Source organism: Pedobacter suwonensis, from assembly GCF_900111825.1.
Taxonomy (GTDB): domain Bacteria; phylum Bacteroidota; class Bacteroidia; order Sphingobacteriales; family Sphingobacteriaceae; genus Pedobacter; species Pedobacter suwonensis.
On record NZ_FOJM01000012.1, the window covers coordinates 112,623 to 125,709 of the forward strand.

The 13,087-nt window shown below is 40.2% G+C and carries 8 protein-coding genes; 1 reads left to right on the forward strand and 7 read right to left on the reverse strand.

All coding sequences use genetic code 11. The features are described 5' to 3' along the window. Positions 1–161 precede the first annotated feature (161 nt). Positions 162–1,829: a GH39 family glycosyl hydrolase gene (locus BM107_RS16110; protein WP_090985174.1), complete on the forward strand. Its 1,668-nt coding sequence runs from the start codon at positions 162–164 to the stop codon at positions 1,827–1,829. Positions 1,830–1,998: 169 nt separating this feature from the next. On the opposite strand, the gene BM107_RS16115 is transcribed toward BM107_RS16110, so the two are convergent. The 7 genes from BM107_RS16115 to BM107_RS16145 form a co-directional block, all read right to left on the reverse strand. Then, positions 1,999–3,192 carry a Gfo/Idh/MocA family protein gene (locus tag BM107_RS16115; RefSeq protein WP_090985176.1) on the reverse strand — a complete coding sequence of 398 codons (1,194 nt, stop codon included), beginning with the start codon at positions 3,190–3,192 and terminating at the stop codon, positions 1,999–2,001. A 323-nt stretch (positions 3,193–3,515) separates the two neighbouring features. Beyond that, a complete protein-coding gene (locus BM107_RS16120; RefSeq protein WP_090985178.1) occupies positions 3,516–4,880 on the reverse strand; it encodes a 3-keto-disaccharide hydrolase in 1,365 nt (454 codons plus the stop codon). A gap of 95 nt (positions 4,881–4,975) precedes the next feature. Next, complete coding sequence (locus BM107_RS16125) at positions 4,976–6,331, reverse strand: Gfo/Idh/MocA family protein (RefSeq protein ID WP_090985180.1); 1,356 nt, start codon at positions 6,329–6,331, stop codon at positions 4,976–4,978. Positions 6,332–6,557: 226 nt separating this feature from the next. Then, positions 6,558–9,236: a valine--tRNA ligase gene (locus BM107_RS16130; protein WP_090985182.1), complete on the reverse strand. Its 2,679-nt coding sequence runs from the start codon at positions 9,234–9,236 to the stop codon at positions 6,558–6,560. Between the two features lie 250 nt (positions 9,237–9,486). Beyond that, positions 9,487–10,122, reverse strand: coding sequence for a Uma2 family endonuclease (locus tag BM107_RS16135; RefSeq protein ID WP_090985184.1), 636 nt, complete (start codon positions 10,120–10,122; stop codon positions 9,487–9,489). Positions 10,123–10,161: 39 nt separating this feature from the next. Further along, on the reverse strand, positions 10,162–10,800 hold the full coding sequence (locus BM107_RS16140; RefSeq protein WP_090985186.1) for a Uma2 family endonuclease: 639 nt from the start codon (positions 10,798–10,800) through the stop codon (positions 10,162–10,164). A 168-nt stretch (positions 10,801–10,968) separates the two neighbouring features. Continuing rightward, the gene (locus tag BM107_RS16145; RefSeq protein WP_090985188.1) at positions 10,969–12,960 is read right to left on the reverse strand and encodes a heavy metal translocating P-type ATPase; all 1,992 of its coding nucleotides are present in this window, start codon (positions 12,958–12,960) and stop codon (positions 10,969–10,971) included. Between the last annotated feature and the right edge of the window lie 127 nt (positions 12,961–13,087).

The window sequence follows — 13,087 nt, forward strand, 5'->3', positions numbered from 1 at the left end:
TCCATTAAAAGTCCAAAAAGCATATTGAAATTAACGGAGAGATTTTGGAAGAACGATTATCGAATATTTGAATTTGTTAGCGGGCAGCCTGATGAATATCATTTTTTTTATTTACTTTAAACCTGGAAGTTACAGTCTCAAACAAACGTCATAAATACCACATGTACCTCTTAAAAAAAGCTTGCTTTTTCATCGGTTTAGCCGTTTTCACCTATACCGCAAACGCTCAGTCAAAAGCTAATATTCAGGTTAATTTCGATAAGAACATAGCACCTATGCAACCCATATGGGCCTGGTTTGGTTACGATGAACCAAATTATACCTATATGAAAGACGGACGAAAGTTGCTCACCGAAATCTCGAAATTAAGCACGGTTCCGGTGTATGTACGTACCCATAATCTGCTCACATCCGGAGATGGAACCCCTGCTTTAAAATGGGGATCTACCAATGCTTACACCGAAGATTTGAAAGGTAATCCGGTTTATAACTGGAAAATTGTCGATCAGATTTTCGATACTTACGTAAAAAGAGGTATGAAACCTTTGGCGCAGATCGGTTTTATGCCAGAGGCATTGTCGATCAAGCCTTTTCCTTACCAGCATAAATGGAAACCTGGCGCACGTTACGACGAAATTTTAACAGGTTGGGCCTACCCCCCAAAAGATTATAAAAAATGGGGCAACCTGGTATATGAATGGGTTAAACATTGTGTAGAACGTTACGGCAAGGCAGAGGTAGAAAGCTGGTATTGGGAAGTATGGAATGAACCCGATGGCGCCTATTGGAAAGGTACACAGGCTGAATTCTTTAAACTTTATGATTACGCTGCCGATGGGCTGAAAAGGGCTTTACCCACTGCAAAAATTGGCGGTGCCAATGTAACCGGTGGTGGCACCAGGTTTTTAGATGCTTTTATCAAACATTGCTTAACCGATACCAATTACGTAACCGGTAAAATCGGTTCACCTTTAGATGCTGTATTGTTTCATGCTAAAGGATCACCCCGCGTAGTTGATGGAACTGTTGTAATGAATGTAAGGGCGCAGCTCCGTAATATCGATGCCAATTACAAGATCATCCGTAAATATCCTCAACTTAAAAATATACCTGTTATTATTGGCGAATCTGATCCCGAAGGCTGTGCCGCCTGTGGTATGAGTACCAATCCAGAAAATGCCTATCGCAATGGCACCATGTATTCGAGTTATACTGCAGCTTCTTTTGCCAGGCTTTATGAACTTACAGACAAATATAACATTAACCTATTGGGCGCTGTTACCTGGTCGTTCGAATTTGAAAACCAGCCTTGGTTTGCGGGCTTTCGGGATCTAGCAACCAACGGCGTAGATAAACCTGTATTAAATGTGTTCAGGATGTTTGGCCAGATGAAAGGAAACCGTGTAGAGACCATAAGCAATCGGATGTACAATTTAAATTCCATCCTCGATTCGAGTATCAGAAAAACGCAGACGGATATTGGGGCTTTAGCCACCAAAGCAGATAGAACAGCTGCTGTTATCATTTGGAATTACCACGACGAAGATAAAACTGGAACGAAAGAAACTGTTTCCATCTCGTTAAATCAACTGCCTGCAAAAACAGTAAACATCACCCAATATCTTATCGATACTGATAATAGCAATGCTTATACCGAATGGAAAAAAATGGGTTCGCCACAAAATCCGGATGCAAAACAGATTGCAACATTGGAAAAATCCGGTCAACTTAAAATGATGGGTAAACCCACCAAATTCAATACAGGCAACGGTCCATTTGAGATGGAATTGGCGAGACAGGGAGTAGCCTTTTTAAAGTTGGAATGGTAGATCACCCTGAGTTAATCTAATCACTTGGTCTGCAGCTCACAGACCATTTCCATCTATCGGTTCGATATTTAATCTGCTTCATTCAATGAGCATGGAATAATAGTTGACGCTCGTCGGTGCGGCAGCAGCCAATATAAAAGATTCTTCAGTCCGCTGAGAATGACCTGATTTATAGGCTATATTCTTTCTTCCAAACCTGCTTATTACCACTGTAAATCGCTTCGTTGCACATGGCCACACATATAGCTGCCTGAGTTCCGGTATTGATGTTTGATGCCGGTTCTGTTTTTGAAGTGATCGACTTATAAAATTCATCAAGCGCATAGTTTGTACCATCTATGGTGGGCTTATCCAAAATCGGGATTCCGCCGTCTTTATTAACGACAATTTTGGTTGCACCTGTTACGCCATCAACAATACCCAATTTTTTTTTGGTGCGCGCTTCAGGGTAAAATAAGCCGGTATTGGTCAGCAGAGAAACCGAACCGTTCGTACCTTTTATTTTAAACAGGTAACCATCATGCGCGTTGCCACAAGTGGCCCCAAAGTTGCCAATCATACCTTTCTCATCATACCTCAGTATGGCCTGAATGTTATCATAAGTTTCGCGGCCATCTTTAAAAACATCTATCCCTCCCGAGCCCATAATTTCATCAGGCTGGGTTTCGAAAGCCCAGTTAATAAAATCGATCTGGTGAGAAAGCAGCTCAGCAGCCAAACCACCGGAATACTCCTTATACATTCTCCAATTGATTTTTCGTTCTAAAGCCGGATCCGGAACAGCCCTGCGCCAATTCCCATTACGGTCCCAACGGCAATCAATCTGGCTAACCTTACCCAAATAACCACTCTGAATCATCTCTTTTACCTTGAAATATAATGGCGAATAACGGTACTGATAACCCACCTGAAAAACCTGATTAGGATGTTTTTTAACCAGTTTCTTAAGTTCGAGTGCCTGGGCAATGTTATAAGTCATGGTTTTTTCCACATACACATGCTTGCCGGCCAGCATTGCATCTTTTGCAATTCTAAAATGTTCGCTTAAAGGTGTGGCAATAAAAACTGCATCGATTGTTTTATCATCTAAAACTTTGCGATAATCTTTTATCGCCCTTGCTTCAGCAGGAACATATTTTTCAGTTTCCTTTAGCCTAAAATCGAGAAGATCGCAATAGGCTTTAATTTTATATTTTGCAGACATAGACTTAATGACCGACAAAACACCTTTGCCACGATCTCCACAACCGATCATGGCCACATTAACAACTTCTTCAGCTGCTAAACTGGCGAAACCCTCATGGCCTAAAAGTAAACCAGAACCTACTAAAGCTGATGTTTTAACAAAAGATCGACGATGCATGATATCTTAATATTTTATTCTTTTAATGTTGATTTGAAGCGCTAACTACTGTTGCTATTAAAGGTAGTCCCGCCAATGCTGCAATCTTTTTGTTCAAGGTAGCTGCTGTATGGCCTAACATGCAACAAAAAGTATTTCCGCGTATGTCGGGGCTAATTACCATCCGTCAGTGCTCATAGGCTTGTTTCAAGGCACAAACGTTAATGATAAACCCGATCCCAGCTACCAGATGAGCTAAATAGCCCACAGCGTAGCGAGGACTATAAGTGAAAGCGGGACTGCAGGCCGCCATACTGAACCAATGCCCGTTTTCAGATCAAAACTTATATTTTTTTGATCTTAATCGTTCTGAAATCTACTTTGTTACCATGATCCTGCAGTAGGATATGCCCTTTTGGCGCCTCACCAAAATTTTTCCAGTTTTTATACTTACTCATAGCAACGAGTTTTTTAAACTCTGCTGAACCACGGGTATATTCCAGCACTTTTACGCCATTTAAATAATGCTCTACCCGGTTATCCGGATAAACCACTACACGTCCATTGTTCCAGCTGCCGATTGGGCGCAGGTAACGGGCTTCTTTTTTCGAAGTGATCAAATCGTATAAAGAGGCCAAAGTACGGTTTCCATCTCTGCCCAATTTAGCGTCAGGATGTAATTCATCATCCAAAACCTGGTACTCCAAACCAATGGCCGAACCTGAATTGTTTTCACTTAAAGTAACAAAATATTTCACACCGCTATTGGCTCCGGGCGTCAGCTTAAACTCAAATGATAAGTCAAAAGCAGCATATTCATCCTTCGTTACAATATCTCCTCCATTAGTCGATTCTGCACCTCCTGAAGGTTCAACACTGATGATACCATCCGCAATCTTCCATCCTTTGGCAGGGAAAGCAGTTTTATAGGCACCAACCCAGCCTGCATTGCTTTTACCATCAAATAACAGTTTATAACCTTCCGATTTTTCATAAGCTGATAAGGCATTTGGCGTTAAGTTAACGGTGTAAATGCCTTTTGGAAAAGCTTTGGCTTTCAAGCCTTCAGTTTGGATATTGATATTTTTAAAATAAACTTTCTTGCCATCGTTATCCAGGTTGTTGCCAATACCATGAACCTGTAAGCCAATAAAGCCAGATTGGTCCAAAGTATCGATCACATAGGCAACGGGCGTTCCGTTTACCCAGGTTTTGGTTTCATTACCAATACATTCTATTCTGTAATGGTTAAATTCATTCTTTTTATACAATGGTTTGGCCGATGGGTTAAGTTCTAAAGGATAAAGCCACAACCTTCTGGCTTCATCATAAATTCCTCCCGTCCACGCCCGCGGTGAAGGGTCTATTTCTACCTGCCTGCCAAAAACCAACCCTTTACCGCCGTTCCCTTCGGGTTTAATATGGCTACGGGTTTGCACACCCGAGTTGGTCGTTTCGCCTTCCAGCTTCACATCCAGTTCTAAAATGAAATCGCCGTATTCTTTTTCGGTAATCAAAAATGAGTTGGGTGTGCCTTTGGTCATCGTTCCCACAATCATTCCATCTTCAACCTTATATGGAGCAGCACCTGCAACGGCTTTCCAGCCGGTAAGCGTTTTACCATCAAATAATGGTTTTGCTTTTTGGGCAGCTGCTGATAAACTGATTAGCGAAAACGCCAGAATACTATATTTTTTTAAATTTAACATGATAGGTTTTTCTTGCCGTCATTGCGGGTAAGAATGACGAAGCGATCTTTTTGCAAAATAGATGGCTTGTACCTCGCAATAACGATATTTTTATTTTAATACTTAAATACTTTTCCGTTCGCCATTACTTCCTGTTTTCCTTCATCGAAAATGGCTTTTGCACCTGTGTGTACCGCAGCATTGGTCATGATATTAGCAATAGAATGCGAATAACCTGCTTCCACAGGCGCATTTGGTGTTTTACGGCTGCGCACACATTCCATCCAGTTGCGCATATGACCGGAGGTTAAGCTATCACCACCCATATTGGCACCGGTTGCGGCTTTAATTTCGGTTTTACTTAAATCAAATTCAGGCAAAAGATTGGCTTTCAATCCCATGGCTGCAGCTTCTTTTTCCCTTAAACCACCCTTTGGCGATACTTTATTGGTTATCAGGTTGAGTTCACCACCATTCGAGTAATAAACTTCACCTACATCACCAACACTGTTCTGCATCCTTGAAGTAAAGGTAACCTGGAAACCATCGGTGGTATCCGGCTGGCCGTAATCAAATACAGCTACCATCGAATCCCAGTTCCTCCTGCCGTCTTTCCAGGTGTAAATGCCTCCGTTTGCCACTACGCTACGCGGGTGTTTTAAATTGGTAAACCAATGCACGGTATCAATCTGGTGGCTCATCCATTGCCCGGGCATTCCTGATGAATAAGGCCAGAATAAACGATATTCCAGGTATTTTCTTGGATCAAAAGCTTCCTTTGGCCGATTAAGTAAAAATCTTTTCCAATCAATATCTTCTTCCTTTAATTTAGCCACTAAATCCGGTCTACGCCATCTGCCGGGCTGGTTTACATTCCATACCAGATCTACCGCAGTGATGGGCCCGAATTTTCCATCCTGGATAAATTTTGCAGCATTGATATAATTTTCACCGCTCCTTCTTTGGGAGCCAATCTGTACAATCTGCTTGCTGGCTTTAACCGCTTTAAATGCAGCTTTAGCGTCATCCATCGTCTCAGCAAACGGCTTTTCCACATAAGCATCGCAACTGGCTTTTACCGCCTCAATGGTGTGTAGCGCATGCTGAAAATCGGCTGTACTGATAATTACGGCATCCAGATCTTTTGTGGCATAAAGCTCATCATTGTTACGGCAGGCTTTAATATCATGCCCGAATTTTTCTTTTAAATGGGCAATTCCTAAATCTCTTCGGTAGTTCCAAAGATCGGAAAGACCTACGATATCGAAGTTAAGTTCTTTATTATGGTTCAGAAAGCAAGGCAGAAGCGTATCTTTAAAACGATCAGAAAATCCAACAACACCAACTCGTACCCGATCATTTGCGCCAATAATACGGCCATAACTTTTAGCACTCATACCCATGGTACCCGCATAGGTTGCTGCAGCAAATATTGCTGATTGTTTTATAAACTTTCTTCTGGAATTTTCCATAGAATATAACGGTTTAATAAGGTTAGATAGATTGCAAGTTAAACGATTTAATGCACGTTTAACAGCATCCAAATTAGCGTTTCTAGTTTAATATAAGGCTACGCTTAGGTAACAATTTAGAAAGGAAGGTAGTAAGAGGGTGTATGATGGGAAATGAAAGGAAAAAGAAAATCCCTTTTTAAGACCTATAAGGTTTTGAAAACCTTATAGGTCTGAGAAGTTGTAACTAGCCTAAAACCGCTAAACTTTCTTCAATAATTTTGATTTTTGCCTCAGCATCGGCTTTTTTATTTCGCTCGTTGGCAATAATTTCAGGTTTCGCATTCTGCACGAAACGCTCATTGCTCAATTTGGCATCAACTGACTTCAAGAAACCCTGAAGATAAACCAGATCAGCATTTAGGCGTTGGCGCTCAGCCTCAACATCAACATTTTCGGTCAGTGGAATAAAGAATTCATCTTTACCTGCCATAAAAGCTGTTGCACCAACAATTTTATCATTTACAATCTCCGCTTCTGAAACATTGGCCAATTTGAAAACAATGTTTAACCATTTTTCGTAATCAAGTTCAGAATTTATTTTGATATTTAAAGGCAAGGCTTCTTTAGGAGAAATCTGTTTCTGATTCCTTACGTTTCTAATTTCGGCTACAACGGTTTTAATAACCTCTGCATCTTTCAATAATTGCTCATCAAAAGCCCCCCCTTTCGGAAATTCGGCCACAATACAGCAATCCATTTCTGCACGATCACCAAACAAATCATCATGCCATAATTCCTCAGTAATGAAAGGCATATTCGGATGCAATAACTTGATGATATTTTCAAAAAAGGCAATCGTAGCTTTGTAACTCTCCGCATCAATCGGCTGTTGGTAAGCCGGTTTAACCATTTCTAAATACCATGCACAGAAATCATCCCAAACCAATTTGTACGTAATCGTTAATGCTTCCGAAAGTCGATATTGCTTAAAATTGGCTTCAATTTCTACCAATGCCTCATTAAAACGGTTTTCAAACCAGGATATAGCCTGCGTATTCGGGTTTACCAGGTTTTCATCAACTTCCCATCCCTTTACCAAACGAAACGCATTCCAAATTTTGCTGGCGAAATTACGGCCTTGCTCACAATAACTTTCATCGAACATCAAATCGTTACCGGCAGGTGATGACATCAACATCCCAACACGAACCGCATCGGCACCATATTTTTCAATCAACCCGATCGGATCTGGTGAGTTGCCCAGCGATTTAGACATTTTACGGCCTAATTTATCGCGTACAATACCAGTTAAGTATACATTTGTAAACGGCTTTTTGCCCATAAACTCATGTCCGGCCATAATCATACGGGCCACCCAGAAGAATAAAATTTCAGGTGCCGTAACCAGATCATTGGTTGGGTAATAGTAATTGATATCTTTATTTTCCGGGTTTTTAAAGCCATCGAAAACAGAAATTGGCCACAACCATGACGAGAACCAGGTATCCATCACATCATCATCCTGCCTTAAAAATGGCGCTAACTGATGTTTGAATCCAGCTTTTTCCTCATCTGAACAATTTTCATCCAGATGTTTTTTCTTCCAGAATTCCTCTAAAGCTTCATCTTTGGTTTTGGCAACTACCCAGTTTCCTTTATCATCATACCAGGCCGGAATTCTTTGCCCCCACCATAACTGGCGACTAATGTTCCAGTCGCGCACATTCTCCATCCAGTGACGGTAGGTGTTTTCAAATTTATTGGGAATCAGGTTTACTTCGCCGTTCGAAACATCATCCAATGCCGGCTGAGCCATTTCTTTCATCTTCACGAACCATTGCATCGATAGCTTCGGTTCGATAGCGGCATCGGTACGTTCAGAAAAACCTACCTGTGATTTATAATCTTCTACCTTTTCTAAATGACCGGCCTCTTCCAACATTTTGGCAATTTTTTTACGGGCAACAAACCTGTCTTCACCTACTAAAATTACCGCCAGTTCGTTTAAGGTACCATCATCATTTAAAATATCAGTAACAGGCAAATTGTGCTTAACACCCAGTTCATAATCATTCAGATCGTGCGCTGGGGTAACTTTTAAACAGCCCGTTCCAAATTCAATATCTACATATTCGTCTTCAATAACCGGAATTTCGTGGTTAACCAAAGGCACAAAAACCTTTTTGCCTTTTAAATGTGTAAAACGTTCATCATTTGGGTTGATACAGATGGCTGCATCGGCCATAATGGTTTCCGGACGCGTTGTAGCAACAGTTAAATATTCAGGCTCATCCTGATTCTTGCTGCTTGATACCTGATATTTAATGTAATATAATTTCTGGTTTACTTCCTTACGGATTACCTCTTCATCAGAAACTGCTGTTTTACCAGCCGGATCCCAGTTCACCATACGGATGCCGCGATAAATCCATCCTTTTTTGTATAAATGGATAAATGAATCGATAACTGCCTCAGAAAGATCCTCCTCCATGGTGAAACGGGTACGGTCCCAATCACAGCTTGCTCCCAATTTCTTTAACTGTTCTAAAATAATACCACCGTACTTCTCTTTCCATTCCCAGGCATATTTCAAAAACTCTTCACGCGAAAGATCTTTTTTATCTATACCCTGCTCTTTTAACATGGCAACCACTTTTGCTTCAGTAGCGATAGAAGCATGATCGGTTCCGGGCACCCAGCAAGCATTTTTACCCTGCATACGGGCTTTGCGGATCAATACATCCTGAATGGTGTTGTTGAGCATATGCCCCATATGAAGTACACCTGTGACGTTTGGAGGCGGAATGACGATGGTGTAAGGTTCGCGCTCATCAGGTTCTGAGTGGAAAAACTTTTTAGATAGCCAGTAGCTATACCATTTATCTTCTGTTTCTGCAGGATTGTACTTGGTGGAAATGCTCATGAAAAATTGTTATAAAAGCCCAAAAATAGCTAATTAAGCGCAAAGCTGAAAGACTAAAGCAGAGAAAGCCAAAGACTAATACAGATGAAGTATGGATGTGCTTTATTTGGCAGATATAAGTATGAGTTTTTAGATAGCAGGTAAAGTATTTTATCTATCCTTGCTTTGTTCTACAATTCAGACGTCAAGCTGGGCTATCAATCAGTTTTGAAAAATTAGGCTGTACAAAATAAGACTGGTCATAAAGTTATTAATCCACATCTTCAAAAATATCATCCAATGCCAGTTCAAAACCTGGCAATACGGTTGAAGTGATTTTTTCGCTTAGGGCAAATATTTTAGAGGGCTCGAATTTACCCATCTCATTTAAGGTATAAATTAAAATACTTTGATCGCCATGGCTCACTACCCAATATTCCTTAACGCCAAATTCTTCATAAATGCGATATTTATGAAGCAATTCCGTTTTGGTATTGCCAGGTGATAAAATTTCGACAACCAGATCGGGCGCACCGATACAACCACGGGCATCCAGTTTGCTCTTATCGCAGATGACACAAATATCTGGTTGTAATACAGTATATACATTCTTATCAGCCTTGCTCTCTTTAGGAAAACGAACATCAAATGGAGCCGAATAAATCTTACACTGTTTGCCTTTTAAGAAGTTACCGATTTTCAAGAAAATACGACCAGCGACTTCCTGATGTGCTCTTGATGGCGCTGGGCTCATCTTAAAGATTTTACCGGCGATCAGCTCTACCCTTTCAGGAAAAAGCCAGTTTAAATAATTGGCATAGCTATAAGTTAATGACGCATCAAGCTCATTGAACTGCCTTATAGGCTCATCATCATTTAAAACAGGATATGGAACTGGTTCAGACATAAACGAATATACTAAAAAAAGTAGCAATCCAAAAATTGTTTATGGATTTATATCTTCAAAAACATCATCCAAAGCCAGTTCAAAACCTGGTAATGTGATTGATGTAATTTTTTCGCTTAATGTAAATATTTTAGAGGGTTCAAATTTACCAATTTCATTTAAGGTATAGATCAAAATACTTTTATCGCCCTGGCTCACCACCCAATATTCCTTAACGCCAAATTCTTCGTAAATGCGATATTTATGAAGCAATTCCGTTTTGGTATTACTTGGCGATAAAACCTCCACAACCAAATCGGGTGCACCGATGCAACCACGGGCATCAATTTTACTGCTATTACAAACTACACATATATCGGGCTGTAGAACGGTAAAAATAGCTTCATCATTTTGACTTTCCTTAGGAAAACGAACATCAAATGGAGAGATAAAAACCCTGCAGGGTAGTTTTTCAAGAAAGTTACCTAATCTACGGTATATTTTGCCCAAAATCAATTGATGAAAACTTGATGGCGCAGGACTCATCTTAAAGATTTTACCTTTAATCAGTTCTACCCTTTCAGGAAAAAGCCAGTTTAAATAATTGGCATAGCTGTAAGTTAATGACGCATCAAGCTCATTAAGCTGCCTTACAGGCTCATCATCGTTTAAAACAGGATATGGAACTGGCTCAGACATAATCAAATATACTAATTTTTATAGTAATCTGATTTTCTATTTTTCAACATATCTTGCTAATCACCAATAAGTTTTTCAGTTGGCAATTAGCAGTTACTATTGAATCAGTGAAAAAATGTTTTATTCTGAAGACAGTTAACCGATTAACCAATTTAAACAATTAATCCATCAAAAAAACTTCATTTTCTGAATTCTCACTGCATTTAAAATCGCCAGGAGTGCTACACCAACATCAGCGAAAACAGCCTCCCACATGGTCGCGATTCCGCCTGCACCTAAAATTAAAACAATTGCTTTCACAGTAAATGCCAATATGATATTCTGGATCACTACATTTTTCGTGGCTTTACCTATTTTAACAGCGGTCGCAATTTTAGAAGGTTGATCAGTTTGAATGACTACATCTGCTGTTTCGATAGCTGCATCACTACCCATTGCACCCATGGCCATACCGATATCGCTGAGCGCCAATACCGGTGTATCATTAATTCCATCGCCCACAAAAGCCACAACCTTGCTTTTATCGTTTTTAATTTCTTCCAGTCTGGCAACTTTATCTTCGGGCAATAAATCTCCGAAATAAGTATCGATCCCCAAACTTTCGGCAACTTTTCTAACGATTGAGGTTTTATCGCCACTTAACATCACCACCTGTTTTATTCCGTTTTCGTGAAGCTGTTTGATGGCATCGGCGGCATCTTCTTTTATTTCATCTGCAATTAAAACATAACCCACGTATTTCTGGTCAATAGCAACCACAACGATACTTTCTTCTATCGAAGTAATTTTAGGATCAAAATCAATATTGTATTTCTCCAGAAGTTTAGCATTACCTGCCAGAACCTCTTTGCCATTAACCAAACCCTTTAAACCCATCCCGGCAATTTCCTCGATATTTTCGGCAGGATGGATTTCTTTCTGGCCTGCATATGCCACAATAGCTTTCGCAATTGGATGGGTAGATTTTGCTTCTACAGCCGTTAGTAAGCTTAAAAAATCTTTTTCATCTATACTGCTTTCTACTTTCTGAACATTAAAAACACCTTTTGTTAAGGTGCCCGTTTTATCCATCACAACAGTATTAAGCTTGGTAATTAAATCAAGAAAATTTGAGCCTTTAAAAAGAATACCATTTGCTGATGCTGCACCAATTCCTCCAAAATAACCCAGTGGAATAGAAATCACCAGCGCACATGGACAAGATATAACCAAAAAAACCAACGAACGATACAACCAGGTTTGGAAGTGATATTCACTTCCCAAAACCAAAATTGGAAGAGTGATCAGCGCAAGGGCCAAAAAGAAAACAATCGGCGTATATATTTTCGCAAATTTGCGGATGAAGAGTTCGGTTTTGGCTTTACGTGTAGTGGCATTCTGAACCATTTCCAAAATGCGCGACAATGCACTGTCAGCAAAAGCTTTGGTAACTTTAACTTCAATTACCTTTTCTAAATTAAGCATTCCGGCCAAAACCGATTCGCCTTTAACAATCGTGCGGGGTTTGCTCTCGCCCGTTAAGGCAGCAGTATTGAAACTGCTTTTATCGTTGATCAATTCGCCATCCAACGGCGTTTTCTCACCAGCCCTTATCTGTATCGTTTCACCAATCTCTACTTTTTCGGGATCGACATCTTCATATTTTCCATTTCGGAATACATGCGCCACTTCTGCCCTGACATCAAGCAATGCTTTGATATTTCTTTTTGCGCGGTTTACCGCAGCCATTTGAAACAGTTCGCCAATAGTATAGAAAAGCATAACCGTTACGCCTTCAGGATACTCGCCGATAGCAAAAGCACCAATAGTGGCAATAGACATTAAAGAGAACTCGGTAAAAAAATCTTTCGCCTTAAATGTTTCCCAAACTTCGCGTAAAACCGGAACACCTACGGGTAAATAAGCCACAATGTACCAGTAAGGACGAATGACCTGAAATGCCGGCAAATTAAAAAGGTTATCAAACGCAATTCCAACCAGCAGCATAACCAATGTTACAATAGCTGGCAAATAAGTTTTAAAGGCTGATGGATCACCCCCATGATCATGGTTATGCCCGTCACCCTCTTCGTGTGCATGACCATCATGATGTGCATGTTTTGATCCGGCATTTTCTTTACTGCTGCAACAGCTATCTTCGTTATCATGTGAGTGGGTCATTATATACTGTATCTAGTGCATTACCTTCTTAATTACTTACTAAACTTTGAAACTTCAAAAAACATGCTAAGTTTAATCAGTATTTCAAATTTATGGAAAATAATAGGTTTTATTCTGAATCATTCTT

What these genes read in the sequence shown, in the direction of transcription:
- BM107_RS16120 (WP_090985178.1), bottom strand. Translation starts at nt 4,880, where the DNA reads ATGTTAAATTTAAAAAAATATAGTATTCTGGCGTTTTCGCTAATCAGT.
- BM107_RS16125 (WP_090985180.1), bottom strand. Translation starts at nt 6,331, where the DNA reads ATGGAAAATTCCAGAAGAAAGTTTATAAAACAATCAGCAATATTTGCT.
- BM107_RS16130 (WP_090985182.1), bottom strand. Translation starts at nt 9,236, where the DNA reads ATGAGCATTTCCACCAAGTACAATCCTGCAGAAACAGAAGATAAATGG.
- BM107_RS16145 (WP_090985188.1), bottom strand. Translation starts at nt 12,960, where the DNA reads ATGACCCACTCACATGATAACGAAGATAGCTGTTGCAGCAGTAAAGAA.
- BM107_RS16115 (WP_090985176.1), bottom strand. Translation starts at nt 3,192, where the DNA reads ATGCATCGTCGATCTTTTGTTAAAACATCAGCTTTAGTAGGTTCTGGT.
- BM107_RS16135 (WP_090985184.1), bottom strand. Translation starts at nt 10,122, where the DNA reads ATGTCTGAACCAGTTCCATATCCTGTTTTAAATGATGATGAGCCTATA.
- BM107_RS16140 (WP_090985186.1), bottom strand. Translation starts at nt 10,800, where the DNA reads ATGTCTGAGCCAGTTCCATATCCTGTTTTAAACGATGATGAGCCTGTA.
- BM107_RS16110 (WP_090985174.1), top strand. Translation starts at nt 162, where the DNA reads ATGTACCTCTTAAAAAAAGCTTGCTTTTTCATCGGTTTAGCCGTTTTC.